This is a genomic window from Streptomyces sp. NPDC057253, assembly GCF_042669125.1.
Lineage (GTDB): Bacteria > Actinomycetota > Actinomycetes > Streptomycetales > Streptomycetaceae > Streptomyces.
Genome location: NZ_JBHUXV010000160.1, coordinates 1 through 18,513, shown reverse-complemented (window position 1 = coordinate 18,513; position 18,513 = coordinate 1). Strand labels below are relative to the sequence as shown.

Annotated in this window: 18 protein-coding genes; 14 read left to right on the top strand and 4 right to left on the bottom strand. The window is 69.0% G+C overall.

What is annotated here, in order from left to right; translation table 11 throughout:
* Window positions 1-167 precede the first annotated feature (167 nt).
* Entirely contained in the window at window positions 168-896 is a 729-nt protein-coding gene (locus tag ACFULQ_RS43970; protein ID WP_383555959.1) for a flavodoxin family protein, read from the bottom strand.
* A gap of 133 nt (window positions 897-1,029) precedes the next feature.
* Entirely contained in the window at window positions 1,030-1,446 is a 417-nt protein-coding gene (tnpA, locus tag ACFULQ_RS43965) for an IS200/IS605 family transposase (protein WP_383555956.1), read from the bottom strand.
* A 27-nt stretch (window positions 1,447-1,473) separates the two neighbouring features.
* On the opposite strand from tnpA, the gene ACFULQ_RS43960 reads away from it, so the two are divergent.
* Both ACFULQ_RS43960 and ACFULQ_RS43955 read left to right on the top strand, forming a co-directional pair.
* Complete coding sequence (locus ACFULQ_RS43960; RefSeq protein WP_383555964.1) at window positions 1,474-2,718, top strand: RNA-guided endonuclease InsQ/TnpB family protein; 1,245 nt, start codon at window positions 1,474-1,476, stop codon at window positions 2,716-2,718.
* Between the two features lie 23 nt (window positions 2,719-2,741).
* Complete coding sequence (locus tag ACFULQ_RS43955; protein ID WP_383555954.1) at window positions 2,742-3,329, top strand: DUF1963 domain-containing protein; 588 nt, start codon at window positions 2,742-2,744, stop codon at window positions 3,327-3,329.
* Between the two features lie 316 nt (window positions 3,330-3,645).
* On the opposite strand, the gene ACFULQ_RS43950 is transcribed toward ACFULQ_RS43955, so the two are convergent.
* A complete protein-coding gene (locus ACFULQ_RS43950; protein ID WP_383555952.1) occupies window positions 3,646-4,662 on the bottom strand; it encodes a LacI family DNA-binding transcriptional regulator in 1,017 nt (338 codons plus the stop codon).
* A gap of 285 nt (window positions 4,663-4,947) precedes the next feature.
* Here ACFULQ_RS43950 and ACFULQ_RS43945 point away from each other — a divergent pair, with 285 nt between their 5' ends.
* From ACFULQ_RS43945 to ACFULQ_RS43930, 4 genes are all read left to right on the top strand, one after another.
* The gene (locus ACFULQ_RS43945; RefSeq protein ID WP_383555950.1) at window positions 4,948-6,258 is read left to right on the top strand and encodes an ABC transporter substrate-binding protein; all 1,311 of its coding nucleotides are present in this window, start codon (window positions 4,948-4,950) and stop codon (window positions 6,256-6,258) included.
* 105 nt (window positions 6,259-6,363) lie between these two features.
* Entirely contained in the window at window positions 6,364-7,335 is a 972-nt protein-coding gene (locus ACFULQ_RS43940) for a carbohydrate ABC transporter permease (protein WP_383555948.1), read from the top strand.
* 13 nt (window positions 7,336-7,348) lie between these two features.
* Window positions 7,349-8,290, top strand: a complete 942-nt coding sequence (locus ACFULQ_RS43935; protein ID WP_383555945.1) for a carbohydrate ABC transporter permease — start codon at window positions 7,349-7,351, stop codon at window positions 8,288-8,290.
* Between the two features lie 115 nt (window positions 8,291-8,405).
* The gene (locus ACFULQ_RS43930; protein ID WP_383555961.1) at window positions 8,406-9,842 is read left to right on the top strand and encodes a GH1 family beta-glucosidase; all 1,437 of its coding nucleotides are present in this window, start codon (window positions 8,406-8,408) and stop codon (window positions 9,840-9,842) included.
* A gap of 115 nt (window positions 9,843-9,957) precedes the next feature.
* Here the strand turns inward: ACFULQ_RS43930 and ACFULQ_RS43925 are convergent, their stop codons facing one another.
* Window positions 9,958-10,527, bottom strand: a complete 570-nt coding sequence (locus ACFULQ_RS43925; RefSeq protein ID WP_383555942.1) for an Lrp/AsnC family transcriptional regulator — start codon at window positions 10,525-10,527, stop codon at window positions 9,958-9,960.
* A gap of 242 nt (window positions 10,528-10,769) precedes the next feature.
* Here ACFULQ_RS43925 and ACFULQ_RS43920 point away from each other — a divergent pair, with 242 nt between their 5' ends.
* From ACFULQ_RS43920 to ACFULQ_RS43885, 8 genes are all read left to right on the top strand, one after another.
* Window positions 10,770-12,338 (top strand): ABC transporter substrate-binding protein, encoded by a 1,569-nt coding sequence (locus tag ACFULQ_RS43920; RefSeq protein WP_383555939.1) that lies wholly within the window; start codon window positions 10,770-10,772, stop codon window positions 12,336-12,338.
* Entirely contained in the window at window positions 12,313-13,410 is a 1,098-nt protein-coding gene (locus tag ACFULQ_RS43915) for an ABC transporter permease (RefSeq protein ID WP_383555936.1), read from the top strand. The genes ACFULQ_RS43920 and ACFULQ_RS43915 overlap by 26 nt, the downstream gene beginning before the upstream one ends.
* Entirely contained in the window at window positions 13,407-14,285 is an 879-nt protein-coding gene (locus tag ACFULQ_RS43910; RefSeq protein WP_383555933.1) for an ABC transporter permease, read from the top strand. The genes ACFULQ_RS43915 and ACFULQ_RS43910 overlap by 4 nt, the downstream gene beginning before the upstream one ends.
* A complete protein-coding gene (locus ACFULQ_RS43905) occupies window positions 14,282-15,130 on the top strand; it encodes an ABC transporter ATP-binding protein (protein ID WP_383555931.1) in 849 nt (282 codons plus the stop codon). The genes ACFULQ_RS43910 and ACFULQ_RS43905 overlap by 4 nt, the downstream gene beginning before the upstream one ends.
* Window positions 15,127-16,071, top strand: a complete 945-nt coding sequence (locus tag ACFULQ_RS43900; protein ID WP_383555928.1) for an oligopeptide/dipeptide ABC transporter ATP-binding protein — start codon at window positions 15,127-15,129, stop codon at window positions 16,069-16,071. The genes ACFULQ_RS43905 and ACFULQ_RS43900 overlap by 4 nt, the downstream gene beginning before the upstream one ends.
* A gap of 213 nt (window positions 16,072-16,284) precedes the next feature.
* A complete protein-coding gene (locus tag ACFULQ_RS43895; RefSeq protein WP_383555925.1) occupies window positions 16,285-17,424 on the top strand; it encodes a M24 family metallopeptidase in 1,140 nt (379 codons plus the stop codon).
* A gap of 40 nt (window positions 17,425-17,464) precedes the next feature.
* A complete protein-coding gene (locus ACFULQ_RS43890) occupies window positions 17,465-18,025 on the top strand; it encodes a GNAT family N-acetyltransferase (RefSeq protein WP_383555923.1) in 561 nt (186 codons plus the stop codon).
* A gap of 152 nt (window positions 18,026-18,177) precedes the next feature.
* Window positions 18,178-18,513 (top strand): DUF4440 domain-containing protein (locus tag ACFULQ_RS43885; protein WP_383555920.1); only part of this gene is annotated, 336 nt, incomplete at its 3' end.

Sequence of the window (18,513 nt, the reverse complement as noted above, 5' to 3'; positions counted from 1 at the left end):
GTGCGCCGGACCTCCGCCGTTCCCCGGAACCGGGGCCCCGCCCTCGAAGACCTCGCCCCCGCAGCCCTCGCCCTCCGCCACACCTCGAGGACGACCCGGCTCTGCAGCCACCACCCCGGGCACGGCTCACGAACTCTCACAGCCGAGATGCACGTGGAGAAGTGCTTTCACCGGTGTTCCGGGTTCTCCGCTCCCGGGCGGCAGCCCGCGTCCCACTGCGAGCGCTGGTTGCCGTATGCGGGGACGCCGCCCGACCGTTTGAGGAGCGCGGCGAGGTGCATCAGGTTCCAGGTCATGAAGCTGGTGTTGCGGTTGGTGAAGTCGTTCTCCGGACCGCCCGAGCCCGGGTCGAGGTACGACGGTCCGGGGCCGGCCGGGCCGATCCAGCCGGCGTCGGCCTGTGGCGGGATCGTGTAGCCGAGGTGCTGGAGGCTGTAGAGGACGTTCATCGCGCAGTGCTTGACGCCGTCCTCGTTGCCGGTGATCAGGCAGCCGCCGACGCGGCCGTAGTAGGCGTACTGTCCTTGGGAGTTGAGCAGCGAGGAGCAGGCGTAGAGGCGCTCGATCACCCGCTTGGTGACCGAGCTGTTGTCGCCGAGCCAGATCGGGCCGGCCAGGACCAGGATGTCGGCCGTCATCACCTTCTCGTAGACAGCGGGCCACTCGTCCGTGGCGAAGCCGTGCTGCGTCATGTCCGGATACACGCCGGGAGCGAGGTCATGGTCGACGGCACGGATCTCGGATGTGGTGACACCGCACGACATCATGATCTCCGCGCTCTTGTCGATCAGGCCCTGGGTATGGCTGAGCTGCGGGGACGGCTTCAGGGTGCAGTTGATGAAGAGGGCGGTGAGCTCGTCGAAGCGGGGCGCGGCGGTACCGGAGTCTGCTGTCATGAGGGCAGCCTCCCGCAAGACTTCCTTTTTGTCCCGGTCCGGCGCGGCTATCACGCCTTACCGGGTTTCTTGCAGAAAGCCCCGGCGTTCACGCCGGGGATGAATGCATCTCAAGGCTGCTCTGACGTGCACGTTAGAGCGGACGTTTTTGCTGCTCGATGTACTGGCGGACGATCGCCAACGGTGCTCCTCCGCACGACGCGGAGAAGTACGAGGGCGACCACAGATGCCCGGGCATGATGGCGCGGTTGATCCGGCCGGTGAACTCCTGCCGTATCCGGCGGGCGGAGACGCCCTTGAGGCTGTTGACCAGCTTCGAGACGGCGACCTTGAGCGGGTAGTGCACCAGGAGGTGGACATAATCGCGTTCGCCGTTGAACTCCTTCAGCTCCGCTTCGAAGTCCTCGCACACCTTGCGCATGATCTCCTCGCAGCGTGTCAGCATCTCGTCGGTGAACACCCCACGCCGGTACTTCGTCACAAAGACCAAGTGCACATGCATCGCCGAAACCACGTGTCTTCCACGCCTGTAATCATTCGGTCCATCCATGAGACCAATCGCAGTAAGGTCTTGAGTGTGCAGCTCCGCTACAACTATCGGGCCTACCCGGATGCCCCCCAGCGCCGTGCGCTGGCGAGCGCGTTCGGGTGCGCCCGTGTGGTGTGGAACGACTGCCTGCGCGACCGCAAGGAAGCGCACGCGGCAGGGCTGCCGTACGTGAAGTCGGCCGAGCTGTCCCGGCTTCGCATCACCCAGGCCAAGCACACCCAGGAACGTGCCTGGCTCGCCGACGTGTCGGCGGTCGTCCTGCAGCAGTCTCTGCGGGATCTGGACACCGCCTACAAGAACTTCTTCGACTCGGTCAAGGGCAAGCGGCAGGGCCGCAAAGTCAGCCCTCCCCGCTACAAGTCGAAGAAGGACACCCGGCAGTCGATCCGTCTCAACACCAACGCCTTCTCCCTCCAGGACGATGGCACCGTGTACGTGGCCAAAGTCGGCGACCTCAGAGTCAAGTGGTCGCGCCGGCTTCCGGCCGCACCCACGTCCCTGACCGTCACCAAGGACAGCTGCGGCCGGTACTTCCTCAGCTTCGTCGTGGACACCGAGCCGGACATCCTCCCGGACGTGGAGACCGACGCCGGTATCGACCTCGGTCTGTCGGCCTTCGCGGTCCTGTCTGATGGGCGGAAGATCGACAGTCCCCGCTTCCTGCGCCGGGCTGAGAAGAAACTCAAACGGCTTCAGCGGGAACTGTCCCGCAAGGTGAAGGGATCGAAGAACCGGGCCAAGGCCCGCATCAAGGTCGCACGCCAGCACGCCAAGGTCGCCGACCGGCGCCGGGACTTTCACCACAAGGCCTCCACACAGATCATCCGCGACAGCCAAGCGGTGTATGTGGAGGACCTCGCGGTGTCCGGCCTCGGCCGCACCCGGCTCGCCAAGTCCGTGCACGACGCGGGATGGTCCGCGTTCGTCGGCATGCTGGAGTACAAGGCCATCAAGCACGGCCGCACCTTCGCCAAGGTGGACCGGACTTTCCCGTCCTCTCAGGTCTGCTCGGCCTGCGGATTCCGGGACGGCCCCAAGCCCCTGCACGTCCGCCAGTGGACGTGCGGCGCATGCGGCACCATGCACGACCGCGACCACAACGCGGCCCGCAACGTCATGTTCGAGGGACGCCGAATCGTCGCCGCCGGACGGGCGGAGACGCTAAACGCCTGTGGAGCGCCAATAAGACGGGCACACGTGCCCGCACAGCGCGTGGAAGCAGGAAGCCTCCGGAAGGGTCAGACGACCCAGGCTGGAATCCCTGGACTTTAGGCCAGGGAGCACGTCAACAGGGCTTGACGCTCGCCCAGCAGGAAGCGGCCCGTCCCGCCGCGCGCACGGGAGGCCTTCCCTGTCTGCCGGACGGCGTCGACTGGCCCGATGGGCGCCAACCTCTGGTGCTGACCGTCGATTGTGCGGCGCTCCCTCGTGAGGCACTGGACATCGAGCTGCCGTCCGACGGGAGCTTGTTGTTCTTCGCCCAGATCGAGTACGAGCCGGAGAGGTCGGTGGTGCTCCACGTTCCCGCCGACGTGCGGACCACCGAACGCCCGGCGGCGTACGAGCTCGACGGGGAGCTGGAGCAGGTCCGGGTTTACCAGCCGGATGTTCTGTATCCGGTGCCGGGACTGACTGTCTCACCCGATTGGCGCGACGCCCCGGCGACCAGCACGTTCCTGGACAGTGGCGTGGAGCGGGACGACATTCTGGACGATTTCGAGAACGCTGTGCAGCGGCGGCGGGCGGGGCCTCATACGGAGTCGCCGTCCAACTGGGCGGTTTTTCCAGCCCTTGGCAGTCGGCACCGGATCAGGACGGCCTCGTCCTCCTTGCGCAGATACACGGTCAGTCGATCGACCTCGACGTCTACACCCAGACCCTGATCGTCGGCGCCCGCGAGGACATCGCCGATGGCCGGTATGAAGCCTTGGAGTTCGAGCAGCAGGTCTGAACAGCCACCGGTTTCCTCACCGCGCCTTTGCTTCCTTCTCTTCCGGCGGGGCCGCATTTCCAGGCTGCCCGCGGGGACGCTCAGGCTGGTGGCGGGGTCGGCGAAAGGCACCGGGCCGCGGTCAGCGGTCGCTCACGGTCGCGGCGATGCTGGAGCAGCCGCGGTCGTGGTCTGCGATGGTGAAGTGGCGGCCAGGGCGATCATCGCGCCAAGTGCCTGCCACTCCCCCGACCAGGACCTTTGAACACTCATGACGAGTCGCGTACGACGAGCTCAGTGGGGAGCGTGACGCGCCGACGCGGCCTCTCGGCGTCGTCGATCTCCTCCAGGAGGATGTGGGCGATCATGGCGCCGATCTCCTCGACGGGCTGTCGCACGGTGGTGAGGGGCGGATTGGTGTGCCGGGCGATGATGGAGTCGTCGAATCCGACCACGGCCACGTCGTCGGGGACCCCCCTCCCCCGCCTGCGCAGTTCTGCCAGCGCCCCCGCCGCCATGACGTCCGAGGCGACGAACAGGGCGTCGAGCTCGGGGACCCGTTCAAGGAGTGAACGCATCGCCGCCGCGCCGCCCTCCTCGGTGAAGTCGGCCGAGGTCACGAGCCGGTCCGTGGCCTCGTGGCCCGCCTTCTGGAGGGCCTCGCGCCAACCCTGGAGCCTGCTGCGTGCCACGTCCATGTCCAGCGGTCCACTGATGGTGGCGACGGTGCGTCGTCCCCGCGCGAGAAGGTGGTTGACGGCCGTCGCGGCTCCGCCCGCGTTGTCGGAGTGGACATGGCTGAGCGACTCGTCGGAGGAACGACGTCCGGCGAGCACCGTGGGCAGCCCCATGTCCTCCAGCAACGCCGGAAGCGGGTCGTGCTCGTGCACGGAGACCAGGAGCACGCCGTCGACACGCCGTTCCGCGACCGACTCGGTGAGCTGGTCCCGCTCGGCCTGGTCGCGTACGAGCACCAGTTGGAGTTGTGTGCGGGTCTCGGCGAGGGCGGTGCTGACGCCGCGGATGACCGCCGAGAAGTAGGGTTCCGAGCCGAGTCTGCTCTCCGACTCGGGGATCACCAGGGCCACGGAGTTCGTGCGGCTCGTCTTCAGCCCGCGGGCAACCGAGTTGGGCACGTAGTTGAGCTCTGCGATGGCGGCGAGCACGGCGGCCCTCGCCTTGTCACTGACGAGTTCGGAGCCGTTGATGACTCGTGAAACCGTGGTGCGTCCGACACCGGCGCGCGCGGCCACGGTGATGATGGTCGGACGTTGCCTGTCCCCCACGACGCCTCCCTCGCTCGGCGATGCCCAGACGGCTTTCACCTGCGCATTGTGCCAGACCTGAGGAGAGTGCCCTTCGGCTCCCGGCGCCGGCCCGCGACATCTGTCGGCAACGAAGTGGATTCAACTTCTTGACAGACGCCTTACGCGGCGGCCAGGCTGCGGACTCTTGGGTGGGCACGTTCCCTTCGTCGAATGGGAACGTGCCCACCGGACAAATCGCACCTTTGATAGCGAGGTGCGCGGGGTCGAACTCCGGTGCGTCAGCGCCGCCGCTGGGAGGACGAAATGGACAAGTTCCGAAGGAAGTTGCGTACAAGGGTCGTGACCGCCGTGTCAGCCGCGTCGGCACTGGGTCTTCTCGTGGGCTGCGGAGGCAGCGACGGGGGCACCGGTGGGGGCAAGAAGGACGGCAAGGTCACCATCACCATGGGGCTCTTCGGCGTCATGGGCTTCAAGGAGACCGGTCTGCTCGACAAGTACATGAAGGAACATCCGAACGTCGTCATCAAGGCGGACGTCGCGGGCGACGAACAGACCTACTACACCGCCCTCCAGACCCACTTGGCCGCAGGCAGCGGACTCAAGGACATCCAGGGCATAGAGATTGGTAGGGCCAAGGAACTCTCCGACACCCAGAAGGACAAGTTCGTCGACCTGGCCGGCGTGCCCGGGACGGACCACTTCCTTCCGTGGAAGCAGAGCCAGGTCACCGCCGCCGACAAGAAGGTCATCGGCCTCGGCACCGACATCGGCCCGATGGCGGTCTGCTACCGCAAGGACCTCTTCGAGCAGGCCGGACTGCCCACCGACCGCGACGAGGTCGCCAAACTGTGGGAGGGCGACTGGTCGAAGTACGTCGACGCGGGCAAGCGGTTCAAGCAGAACTCGAAGGACGACAAGGTCGCCTTCATGGACAGCTCCAGCGGGCTGTTCAACGCCATGATCTACAGCAACTCCCAGCAGTTCTACGACAAGCAGGGCAAGCTGATCTACGCCACCAACCCTGTCGTCAAGGACGCATGGAAGCTGGCCTCCGAAGCGGCCACCTCCGACCTGACCGCCAAACTCCGCCAGTTCCAGCCCGGTTGGGACCCTGGACTGGCCAACAGCACCTTCGCCAGCACCGTCTGCCCGGCGTGGATGCTCTCCCACATCAGCGAGAAGGCCGGACCCGCGAACAAGGGCAAGTGGGACGTCGCCAAGGCACCCAAGGGCGCCAACTGGGGCGGTTCGTTCCTCGGGGTGATGGAGAAGAGCCCCGTCAAGAAGGAGGCGCAGGACCTCGTCGCCTGGCTCACCGCCCCCGAGCAGCAGGCCTACCTCTTCGAGGCGGACGGGCACTTCCCCTCGTCGCAGACCGCGTTGAAGATGCCCGAAGTCGTCAATGCCAAGTCGGACTACTTCAGTGGCGCCCCGATCGGGAAGATCTTCGGCGCCGCGGCCCAGGAGATCCCCGACGAGCAGGTGCTCGGCCGCAAGGACGGCACCATCAAGGACATCTTCTCGCAGGGCCTGACCTTGGTCGAGGCGCAGAACAAGAGCCCGAACGAGGCGTGGAAGACCACTGACGAGCGCATCAAGAAGGCCGCCGGCTGACCTGGGGCCCTTGCCCACCGCAAGCCCGGCGCCCCACGCTCCGCCCCCTGTGCGGCGCCGGGCCCCTGCCCGCCTCTCCCCTCCCCCAAGGAAGGACGCCTTCCGGTGGCCATCTCCACCTCGACACCCCCAGACGGCGCGCCCGCCATCGGCGCGGAGCGTCAGCGACGCCGTACGCTGCTGCACCGCCTCGACGTCCGGGGCGCACCGTACGCCTTCGTCGCCCCGTTCTTCATCGTGTTCGCCGCCTTCAGCTTCTACCCCCTCATCTACACCTCGTGGATCTCGCTGCACCGCGTCGAACTGTCGACCCTGAACCTCATGGAGTGGGTCGGCTTCGACAACTACACGGCGCTGTGGGAGGACGACCGGTTCTGGAACGCGCTGTTCAACACCTTCACCATCGGCGTGCTGTCGACCGTGCCCCAGCTGCTGATGGCACTCGGGCTGGCGCACCTGCTCAACTACCGGCTGCGCGGCTCGACGTTCTTCCGCGTCGCCGCCCTGACGCCGTACGCCACGTCGGTCGGTGCCGCGGCCCTCGTGTTCACGATGCTCTTCGAACGCGACTTCGGCATGATCAACTGGATGCTGAGTCTCGTCGGTGTCGACCACATCGACTGGGAGAACAACAAGTGGGCCGCGCAGACGGCCATTTCCTCCATCGTGATCTGGCGCTGGACCGGCTACAACGCGCTGCTGTACCTCGCGGCGATGCAGTCGATCCCGCGTGACCGCTACGAGGCCGCGGCCATCGACGGCGCCTCGCGGTGGCAGCAGTTCCTGAAGGTCACCGTTCCCGGCATCCGTTCCACCATCGTGTTCACCATCGTCCTGTCCACGATCGGCGCCACTCAGCTCTTCGGCGAGCCCTTGATCTTCGGCCAGGGCCCGAACGGCATCACGGGAGGAGCCGACAACCAGTACCAGACGCTGGGTCTGCTGCTGTACGAGGAGGGCTGGAAGAACTACCAGATGGGCCGGGCCGCCACGGTCGCCTGGGCGATGTTCCTGCTGCTCATTCTCGTGTTCGTCGTCCAACGAATCGTTCAGCGCGTCACCGCGCGCAGGACCTGACCGGGAGATCACCATGACCACAGACAGCATCCCGGTCCAGGCGATGGACGCAGTCCCCGGGGGCGGGCCGAAGACCGGCAGGACCACCCCGTCCGGTGGACGGCGCCGCCGACTGTTCCGACGCCCGGGCGCCGGACGTCAGCACCACGCGGGCCCCGTCGCCTACATCCTGCTGGGGCTCGCCGCGCTGTTCTCACTGTTCCCGCTGTACTGGACCATGGTGGCGGCGTCGACCGACAACACGCGCGTCACCCAGACGCCTCCGCCCTTCCTGCCGGGACCCCATCTCCTGGACAACCTCGGCAAGGCCTGGGAGGACGCCGCGCTCGGCAAGGCCATGCTCAACAGCCTGATCGTGGCCGGCGTGATCGCCCTGTCCACGGTGCTGTTCGCCACCCTCGCCGGCTTCGCGTTCGCCAAACTCCGCTTCAAGGGCCGCAACATCCTGCTGATGCTCGTGATCGGCACGATGATGGTGCCGCCGCAACTGGGCGTCGTACCGCTGTTCATGATGATGACGGAGCTGGGCTGGGGCCAGAAACTGCCCGCCGTCATCTTCCCCACGCTCGTCAGCGCCGTCGGCGTGTTCTTCATGCGGCAGTACCTGAGCGAAGCGCTGCCCGACGAACTCGTCGAGGCCGGGCGGGTGGACGGTGCGCACTCCCTGCGCATCTTCTGGAGCATCGTGCTGCCGATCGCCCGGCCCGCAATGGCCGTGCTGTTCATGATCACGTTCGTGCACGCCTGGAACGACTTCTTCTGGCCCTTCATCGTGCTCGACATGACCAATCCGACGGTGCCCGTCGCCCTCACCCAGCTCAGCGCGGGATACGTGCGCGACCAATCGCTGATCATGGCGGGCGCGCTGCTCGGCACACTGCCTCTGCTCGCCCTCTTCATCGTCTTCGGCCGTCAGATCGTCGGCGGAATCATGCAGGGTGCGGTCAAGGGGTGAGCGCCGTGTCGTCTCCCCCGCTGCCCCTGCTCCTCGACGGTTCAACACCGCCTCGCCTCTCCCGCCCCGCACGTCACCAGGAAGGACCCACGTGAGCACCGTCACCCGACGCGTCATGCCCGCCCCGGCGAACATCACCGTCCGCACCTTTCCGCGGGGATTCACCTGGGGTACGGCGACCGCCGCCTACCAGATCGAGGGTGCCGCCTTCGCGGACGGACGCACTCCTTCGATCTGGGACACCTACTCGCACACGCCCGGCAGGGTGCGCAACGGCGACACCGGTGACGTCGCCACCGATCATTACCACCGCTGGCGCGAGGACGTCGAGATCATGGCCGACCTCGGGGTGAGCTCATACCGGTTCTCCCTGTCGTCGCCGCGTGTGCAGCCGACCGGCCGCGGCCCAGCTGTCGAGAAGGGGCTCGACTTCTATCGCGCCCTGACCGACGCACTGCTGGTCAAGGGCATCGAACCGGTCGTCACGCTCTACCACTGGGACCTGCCACAGGAGTTGGAGGACGCCGGCGGCTGGCCGGAGCGCGCCACCTCCGACCGGTTCGCCGACTACGCGGCCTTGGCGGCCCATGCCCTGGGCGACCGGGTGAAGAGCTGGATCACCCTCAACGAGCCCTGGTGCAGTGCCTTCCTCGGCTACGGCTCAGGCGTCCACGCGCCCGGACGCACCGACCCGGTCGCCGCCCTGCGGGCGGCGCACCATCTCAATCTCGCCCACGGCAAGGCCGTTCAGGCGCTGCGCGCCGAACTGCCCGCCCGCGCCCAGGCGTCCACCACCCTCAACATCCATCATGTCCGCGCGCTGACCGAGACGCCCGAGGACCTGAACGCGGCCCGGCGCATCGACGCTCTGGCCAACCGCGTCTTCACCGGCCCTCTGCTGGAAGGCGCATACCCCCAGGACCTCCTCCGGGACACGGCGAGCCTGACCGACTGGTCCTTCGTACGGGACGGCGACACCGACACCATCCACCAGCCGCTGGACTTCCTCGGCGTGAACTACTACACGCCGACGCTCGTCTCCGCCACCACCGGCGAGGCGAGCCATGGTTCCGACGGCCATGGCGCGAGCGAACACAGCCCCTGGCCGGGCGCCGACGACGTCACCTTTCACCGGCCGCCGGGCCACACCACCGCGATGGGCTGGGCAGTCGACCCAAGCGGTCTGTACGACCTGCTGACACGTCTCAAGGCAGACTTCCCCGGGATGCCTCTGGTGATCACCGAGAACGGTGCCGCGTTCGACGACTACGTGAACCCGGACGGCGAGGTGTCCGACCCCGAACGCATCGCATACCTCCAGGGCCACCTGGCAGCCGTGCACCGGGCCCTCCGGGCCGGCGTGGATGTCCGGGGCTACTTCCTGTGGTCTCTGCTGGACAACTTCGAGTGGGGGTACGGCTACAGCAAACGCTTCGGTGCCGTCTACGTCGACTACCCGACCGGCAAACGCATCCCCAAGGCCAGTGCGCGGTGGTACGCCGACGTGGTCCGCACCGGCATCCTGCCGGAAGGGAGCGGCGGAGACCTGTAAGCGCAGACGACCCGCACGGCCGCCCGGGGCGCTCAGAGCCTCGTCGGCGGTCCATGGCGACGGCCGCACGGTCGGACCCGCACCTGAGTCAGGGCCGGCGCCCTCGCTCGTCGGGTCAGTCGTCCGGGTCGGTGCCGCGTTGGAGGTCGGCGCGGCCGTCGGCGGCGCGGATGAATCGGGTCATGCCGAACTGGTTCGCGCCGGGAGCGGCGGGGGCCGGTCCGGGAGGGGAGCCGAGGGTCCCTGGAGACTGTGGCAGGACGTAGGGGCGGCGGAGCACCTCGTCGAGGATGATGACGGTCTCTGTGGCGCGGACTGCCGGGATGGTGGCCAGTTGGTCGGTGACCAGGCGGTGTACGGCGCCGACGTCGGGGACCCTGATCTGGATCATGGCGTCGTGCTGGCCGGTGGTGATCGCGCAGTACTCGACCTCGGGCATCTGGGCGAGGACGGCGCGGAACTGCTTCCACAACTCCTGGCGGACAGTGACGAAGACCAGGGCGCAGATGTCGAGGCCTACCCGGGTGGGGTCGACCCGGGCGCTGAAGCCGCTGATCACTCCGTCCGCGCGCAGCGCCTCGAAGCGCGTGTAGGCGTTCGCGCGGGAGACCCCGATGCGCTCGGCGAGAGCGGCGACGGAGATACGGCCCTGGGTACGCAGAACGTCAAGGATCTTGAAATGCACTGCGTCCAGGGCAAGACCGATGCCGATCCGTCCAGAGCGGCGATCAGCGGACGAACCTTCACTTGACAGATCTCCCACAGCAGCGCCTTTCTGAGGATTTTCGTCTCGCGGTTGTCTCGATGGCCAGATGTGTTGGTTAGTTTCAGCCCACCCTAACGGTGAAACGTCCAGGGCCTTCTCCCGGCGGCCGTCGACGCCCGTCCGGCCTCTGCTGCTCCCCGCTCCCCGTCCTCGGAGGCACCATGTCCAGATCCCGCACCGGGTCGTACCCGGCAGCCCTTCCGCTCGTCGCTGTCGCGGCGCTCGCTCTCAGTGCCTGCTCGGGCGGCGGGGGCACGGCCGGCTCCTCGGGCGGCGGCAAGACGCTGGTGGTCGACACGTCGTTCAACCTGAAGACCGCCGACCCGGGCCGGGAGTTCGAGCCGACCGGCCAGATCGTGGACAAGGCCCTGTACGAGACGCTGCTGACCTTCAAGGGAAGCGACGTCACGAAGCCGGTGGCGGGACTGGCGTCGGCGTACGAGCAGTCCACGGACGGCAGGACACTCACCCTGCATCTGCGCAAGGGCGCGAAGTTCTCCGACGGCAGCGCGGTCACGGCGGACGACGTCGTGTACTCGCTGAACCGGGTGATCGAACTCAAGGGCAACCCGTCGTTCCTGCTGGACGGGGTGACGGTGAGCAAGACGGACGAGTCGACCGTGACGCTGACCTCGAAGAAGGCGAACCCGGCGCTGCCGTTCATCCTGCCCAACCCGGCGCTGGGCATCCTGAACGCCAAGACGGTCAAGGCGCACGGCGGCTCGGAGAAGTACCTCAACACGACGTCCGCCGGCTCCGGCCCGTACACACTGACCTCCTTCAACACCAACACGCAGGTCGTGCTGACGAGGAACCCGAAGTACACCGGGCCGCAGAAGCCGGCCTACGACAAGATCGTGATCCGAAACGTCCAGGCGCCGACACAGAAGCTCAACGTGCAGCGCGGCGACAGCCAGATAGCCCTGGACCTGACCTCGGACCAGGTGACGGGGCTGACCGGTGGCCTGAAGGTGAGCAGCGGGGCGTCATCGGACGTGATCTTCCTGCTGCTGAACCGGAACAGCAAGGTCAGCAGCACCGCGGCCAACGCCAAGTTCACCGAGGCGGTCCGCAAGGGCATCGACTACGACAGCCTGCTGAGCCTGGCCGGGACCGGGTCGGTCCAGCCGGCCGGGATCATCCCGTCGACGTTTCTCGGCGCGCTGCCGTCCTCCTCAGCGGCCAAGAGGGACCTGGCGGGGGCCAAGGCGGCCCTGAAGGCCAGCGGGATCGACAAGCCGTCGGTGACGCTCGGCTTCCCCAGCGATCTGACCGTCGACGGACTGTCGCTCCAGACCCTGGCGGAGCGGGTGCAGGCGCAGCTGAAGGAGGTCGGCATCACGGTGACGCTCGCCCCGGCGCCGACCACGACCGAGCTGGACAACTACCGCAACGGCAAGGAGCAGGCCGGCCTGTGGTACTGGGGCCCGGACTACCCGGACCCCAGCGACTACCTGGCGTTCCTGCCCGGCAACCTGGTCGGCCTGCGGGCCGGATGGAAGGCCGGCGCCGACGACACGCTCTCCGCGCTGGGCGACAAGGCGGCGAGCACCATCGGCGACGACGCCCGCAAGGCGCTCTACGAGCAGATCCAGACCAGGATGAACGACAGCGGCCCGTTCATCCCGCTGATGCAGCCCAGCCGCAACACGGTGGCCGCGGCCTCGGTGACCGGTATCGCGTACAACCCCGTGTGGACGATCGATGTCGCCGCGCTGGGTGCCAAGTAAGGGCCCGGGCAGGGACAAGGGCCACAGCGGTGGCGGGCGGCTCCTCGCCCGCCACCCGCTGGCCCGGTTCCTGCTCCGGCGGACCGCGACGGCCGTGCTGCTCGCCTTCGGGGTGACGCTGGTGACGTTCGTCCTCACCAACCTCGTCCCCGGCGACCCCGCGGCGGCGGCCCTCGGTCAGCGGGCGGTCGGCGACCCGACGATCGTCGCGCAGTTCCGGCACCACTACGGCCTCGACAAGCCGCTGCCGGTCCAGTACGTCACCTATCTCGGCAACCTGTTCCAGGGTGATCTAGGCGAGTCCCAGCAGAGCCACCAGCCGGTACTGACGGACCTGTCGACCGCCGTACCCGCGACGCTGGAACTGGCCGGTGCCGCGATCGTCGTCTCGCTCGTCGTCGGCGTGGCCTTCGGCGTGATCGCGGCGCTGCGCCGGGACCGGTTCACCGACCAGCTGCTGCGGGTGGTGAGCCTGCTGGGCGTGTCGGTCCCCACCTTCTGGCTGGCGCTGCTCGCCTTCTACGTCTTCTTCTACCGGCTGGGCATCGCACCGGGCAGCGGCCGGCTCGCCCCGGACCTGACCGCTCCGCCGCACGTCACAGGCCTGTACACGGTCGACGCCGCCCTCTCCGGTCAGTGGCCGGTCTTCTGGAGCGCCGTGGGCCACCTGGCGCTCCCGGCACTGGTGCTGACCGCGTACACCGTCGGCCTGCTGACCCGGTTCACACGCTCGGCAGTCCTGGAGGTGCTGGGGCAGGACTACGTCCGGGCCGCGCGTGCCAAGGGCCTGCCAGGCCGGACCGTGCTCCTTCAGTACATCCTCCGGGCGGCCCTCGTACCCGTCGTCACCGTCGCCGGGCTGGCCTTCGGGGCCCTGCTGTCGGGCACCGTCCTGGTCGAGTCGATCTTCGCCTGGCCGGGCCTGGGCGCCTACGCGTACCGCAGCGCGACCACCCTCGACCTGCCGGCCGTGATGGGGGTCGGGCTGGTCGTCGGCATCGTGTATCTGACCGTCAACCTCGCCGTGGACGTGCTGTACGGCGTGATCGACCCAAGGGTGAGGGTGCAGTGAACGGGTGGAAGGGCTTCGGCCTTCTCAGACGGCTGCCGCGCGCCTGGCGCAGGCCGCTGGCCGTCACCGGCGGCGTGATCAGTGCCGGGTGGCTGGTGATCGTGCTGACCGCGCCGCTGCTCGCCCCGCACGACCCGCTGGCGCAGGACCTGCCCCGGCTGGCCGGGCCGGGCGCCGGGCACTGGTTCGGCACCGACGAGCTGGGCCGGGACGTGCTGAGCCGGGTGCTGTACGGCGCGAGCGTCTCCATTCCGCTCGCTCTGCTGCTGGTCACGTTGTCGTTGCTGATCGGCGGGATCCTCGGGGCCTGTGCGGGGTTCTTCGGGCGGTGGGTGGACGAGAGCGTGATGCGGATCGCGGACCTGGTGTTCGCCTTCCCGACCGTCATCCTCGCGATGGTCGTGGCCGCCGCACTGGGCGCGAGTCTGCAGAACGCGGTGTTCGCGGTGCTGGTCGTCGCCTGGCCCTCGTACGCCCGCGTCACCCGGGGACTGGTGATGGGGCTTCGGTCACGCGAGTTCGTCCTCAGCGGGCGGCTGCTGGGCTTCTCCGCCTGGCGGTCGCTGCGGGTGGACGTACTGCCCAACGTGCTGGGGCCGCTGCTGGTGCTGGCCACCCTGGACATGGGCACGGCGACCCTGCTGCTGTCGGGGCTGTCCTTCCTCGGCCTGGGCGCCAAGCCGCCGACCGCCGAGTGGGGGGCGATGGTCGCCGACGGTACGCAGCAGTTCGACAAGTGGTGGATGGGGGTCTTCCCGGGCCTGGCGATCCTCACCGTCGTCCTGGCCTTCAACTTCCTCGGAGACGCGCTGCGGGACGCCCTCGACCCCGGCACCGCCCGGACCATCGGCGCGGAGAAGGAGCGTGTGGCGTGACCGGCACCACCAACGCGCTGGAGATCACCGGACTGACCGTCGACCTGCCCACCGAGGCGGGTACGAACCGCGTCCTGCACGGCGTCGACCTCACCCTCCAGCCCGGCCGCATCCACGGCCTGGCGGGTGAGAGCGGGTCGGGCAAGACCATGACAGGCCTCGCCGTCCTCGGTCTCCTGCCACCCGGCGCCCGCACCGCCGGTCGGATCCGGCTGGACGACACGGACCTGCTGGCCCTGCCACCGCGGAAGCTGAGCGAGCTACGCGGCCGGGCAGTGAGCATGGTCTTCCAGGACCCCTCCACCAGCCTGCACCCCATGCTCAGCATCGGGCACCAGCTCACCGATCACCTCCGCCACCACCTGAAACTCGACCGCAAGGCCGCGAGGAACAGGGCCGCCGACCTCCTCGGCCAGGTCCGCATCCCCAACCCCCGCGAGGCGCTCGGGCGATACCCGCACCAGTTCTCCGGCGGCATGCGCCAGCGCATCGCCATCGCCGTCGCTCTGGCCTGCGAACCGCGGGTGCTGATCGCCGACGAACCGACCACCGCCCTCGACGTCACCGTCCAGGCCGGCGTACTGCGCCTGCTGCGCGGACTCTGCGACGACCTCGGCCTGGCCGTCCTCCTGGTCACCCACGACCTGGGCGTGATGTCCGCCATCGCCGACGAGGTCAGCGTCATGCGCCACGGCCTCGTCGTCGAGACCGGCCCCCGCGGCCGGGTACTGACCGCTCCGCGGCACGAGTACACCCGTACGCTCCTGGACGCGCTCCCCGGAGCGGCGGCGGCTCGCGCGCGGACCACGACCGACCCCGCCCCCGATCTCCGGAGTGCCCCATGACCCCGCCGTCGCCGCTGCTGTCCGTCGACGACCTCGTCGTCCAGTACCGCCGCCCCGGCGCGCCGCCGACCCGCGCGGTCGCCGGGGTCAGCCTGGAGGTGCGCGCCGGAGAGGTCGTCGGTCTGGTCGGCGAGTCGGGCTGCGGCAAGTCGACCCTGGCCCGCGCGGTCTGCGGCCTCACGGCACCCAAGGACGGCAGGATCACCTTCGACGGCACGCCGGTACGGCCGCTGAAGGTACGCCGCCGGGACCCCGCGCTGACCGCGGTCCAGATGGTGTTCCAGGACCCCTACGGATCACTCAACCCCCGCCGCCGGGTGGGCGCGCAGATCGCCGACGGCATCCGCGCGGGGGCGGCTCGCGGAGACAAGGGAGAGGCGGCCACGCCGGAGGAGTATCTGACCCGCGTCGGGCTGCCGGAGAGCTCCGCGCAGCGCTACCCGCAGGAGTTCTCCGGCGGTCAGCGCCAGCGCATCGCCATTGCCCGCGCGCTGGCGGCCAGGCCCCGGCTGCTGGTCGGCGACGAGCCCATCTCCGCCCTCGACGCCTCCGCCCAGCTCCAGGTCGCCACGCTGATGCGGTCGCTGGCTGTCGAGTCGGGCGCCGGGCTGCTGTTCATCAGCCACGACCTGTCGGTCGTACGGCTGATCGCCGACCGCATCGCCGTGATGTACCTCGGCCGGATCGTCGAGACCGGCCCCACCGCCGAGGTCTGGGACAGCCCGCGCCACCCCTACACCCAGGCCCTGCTCGCCGCCGTCCCGCAGCCTGACGGCGCCGGACTGCTGCCCGCCGAACTTCCCGGCGACGTACCCGACCCGTCCGCCCCGCCGAGCGGCTGCCGCTTCCATCCCCGCTGCCCCCGAGCCTTCGATGGCTGCGACCACGAGGAGCCGCAGCTGATCGCCGGCGGCGTCGCCTGCCGCCTCTACGCGGCATGACCTGAGCCCAGGACGGTCCGTCCAGTCGCGGCCTCGGCCGTTCAGCACACGCCGGAACCGGGGCGCCGCACGCGCCCCGGTCCTGCCCCAGCCCCGTCCGAGCCGGATCCCGGGCTGCCACGAACCAGCCGCGACGGACGGCGATCACGCCGCGGCCGGGACGCCCCACTTCCCTCTGCCCTTCCGGACCTGACGACCCCTCACGGAGACCTCATGCACGCACCGACCCACGTCACACAGGCCGGCCAGAACCTGTATCCGGCCGACCGGCTTCCCATCGCCCGAGCCGCTGCGGCCCGAGCCGGGCTGGACGCCCTGTTGATCTCCCCCGGGGCCGACCTGCGCTACCTGACCGGCTACGACGCCCAACCGCTGGAGCGGCTGACCTGCCTGGTCCTCCCCCTCGAAGGTGACCCGTTCCTCCTGGTTCCGACGCTGGAGGTGCCCGCTGCCCAGGCCTCCCCGGCCGGCGGTCTGGGCATCGAGATCACAGGCTGGAACGAGACGGACGACCCCTACGCGGTCATCGCGGCCCGGCTGCCGTCCTCCGTCGCCCGGGTCGGCGTCGACAACCACATGTGGGCGGAGAAGACCACCGCCTTCCACGCCGTCCTGCGGGGCGCCCGGCAGGAACTCGCCGGCAGCGTTCTGAGCGGTCTGCGGATGCGCAAGACGCCGCAGGAGGCGGCGGCCCTGCGTCGGGCGGGGGAAGCCATCGACCGGGTGCACGCCCGCATGGGCGAGTGGCTGCGGGCCGGGCGCACCGAACGGGAGGTCGGCCGGGACATCACAGCCGCGATCATCGCCGAAGGCCATGTCCGGGTGGACTTCGTGATCGTGGGCTCCGGGCCCAACAGCGCCAGCCCGCACCACGAGCTGTCCGACCGGGTGATCCGCCCCGGCGACCCGGTGGTCGTCGACATCGGCGGCACCACGCAGGACGGCTACTGCTCCGACTCCACTCGCGTCTACGCCCTCGGGGAACCGCCCGAGGACTTCCGCCGGCTGTACGACGTACTGCTGCGCGCCCAGAGAACCCAGACCGACGCGGTGCGGCCGGGCATCACCGCCGGACAACTGGACGCCATCGGCCGCGACATCATCACCGACGCCGGATACGGAGAGCACTTCATCCACCGCACCGGACACGGCATCGGCCTGGAGAGCCACGAAGAGCCCTACATCGTGTCCGGCAACCAGCTGCCACTGGAGCCCGGCATGGCGTTCTCCGTCGAGCCCGGCATATACCTCCCCGACCGCTACGGAGCCCGCATCGAGGACATCGTGGTCTGCACCCAGAACGGCGGGGACCGTCTCAACCTCACCGGCCGCGACCTGGTCGTACTCCCCTGACACCCGACACGGCCGCCAGCACGGAAAGGCACCACCAACGATGACCAGCGACAACACCGGTCGCTTCACCTTCCCCCCGCACGTCCGGCTCACCAGCGAAGGCCTGATCCTGCGAGAGTGGACCGACGACGATCTGCCCGCCATGGCAGCACTGTTCGACGATCCCGACATCGCGCACTGGACCCCGCTCGCCTCGCCCTTCGACGCCGCGGCCGCCCGCGCCTACCTGGACAGGGCCCGGCAGGAACGCGGCGACGGCCTGCGCCTGCGCCTGGCCATCACCACCGACGGCCGGCTGCCGCAGGGCGAGATCCTCCTCATCCGCACGAGCACCGACTCCCCCACCGCAAGCCTCGGTTACACCGTGGGAGCCGCCCACCGCGGTCGACGCCTGGCAGCTCGGGCCCTGAAGGTCATGACGGACTACGCCCACCACACCATGGGCCTGCCCCGGGTCACGCTGGGTATCGAAGCCGAGAACGGAGCAAGCGTCGCAGTCGCCCACGCCGCGAACTTCCACGTCACCGACGAGCCGCTGATCCCGGTCATCAACAAGGGACGCCCGCTGGTCCTGCAGACCTGGGCCCACGACCGCACCTGACCCCATCGGCCGCGCACCCCGCTCCCGACTCCATACCGAAGGACACTGCTATGCCCGCATCGCCGCCCCGCGCCCTCCCTCCGGTACCCGCGGGCGCGCGTCCAGGTGGCAGCCCTGCCGATCTCGCGGCTGTCTGGGCGGTGATCACTGGCATGTACCAGGCCTACACCGCAGGCGATCGCGAGCGCATCGACTCCTTCCTGGATCCCGAGGCCACCATCTGGGACTCCGCCACGCCAGAACTCGTATGCGGAAAGCGCGAGTTGGACCGCATACGCGACGCCCGTCCCGTGTCGGCCGCGAGCCCCGCCGAGGCCGGGCTGACGGCGTACGGCCAGGTCGTCGACGTCTTCGCCGACCTGGCCGTCGCCCGTTACTGGCTGCGTGTCGTTTTCCACGCCGCCCCGCCGGCACTGGCGCGCAACACCGCCGTCCTGCGACGCGGCGGCAGCGACGCCGCCTGGCTGATCGTCCATCTGCACGAAGAC

What these genes read in the sequence shown, in the direction of transcription:
- ACFULQ_RS43890 (WP_383555923.1), top strand. Translation starts at nt 17,465, where the DNA reads ATGACCAGCGACAACACCGGTCGCTTCACCTTCCCCCCGCACGTCCGG.
- ACFULQ_RS43895 (WP_383555925.1), top strand. Translation starts at nt 16,285, where the DNA reads ATGCACGCACCGACCCACGTCACACAGGCCGGCCAGAACCTGTATCCG.
- ACFULQ_RS43945 (WP_383555950.1), top strand. Translation starts at nt 4,948, where the DNA reads ATGGACAAGTTCCGAAGGAAGTTGCGTACAAGGGTCGTGACCGCCGTG.
- ACFULQ_RS43900 (WP_383555928.1), top strand. Translation starts at nt 15,127, where the DNA reads ATGACCCCGCCGTCGCCGCTGCTGTCCGTCGACGACCTCGTCGTCCAG.
- tnpA (WP_383555956.1), bottom strand. Translation starts at nt 1,446, where the DNA reads ATGGATGGACCGAATGATTACAGGCGTGGAAGACACGTGGTTTCGGCG.
- ACFULQ_RS43930 (WP_383555961.1), top strand. Translation starts at nt 8,406, where the DNA reads ATGCCCGCCCCGGCGAACATCACCGTCCGCACCTTTCCGCGGGGATTC.
- ACFULQ_RS43915 (WP_383555936.1), top strand. Translation starts at nt 12,313, where the DNA reads ATGTCGCCGCGCTGGGTGCCAAGTAAGGGCCCGGGCAGGGACAAGGGC.
- ACFULQ_RS43935 (WP_383555945.1), top strand. Translation starts at nt 7,349, where the DNA reads ATGACCACAGACAGCATCCCGGTCCAGGCGATGGACGCAGTCCCCGGG.
- ACFULQ_RS43920 (WP_383555939.1), top strand. Translation starts at nt 10,770, where the DNA reads ATGTCCAGATCCCGCACCGGGTCGTACCCGGCAGCCCTTCCGCTCGTC.
- ACFULQ_RS43970 (WP_383555959.1), bottom strand. Translation starts at nt 896, where the DNA reads ATGACAGCAGACTCCGGTACCGCCGCGCCCCGCTTCGACGAGCTCACC.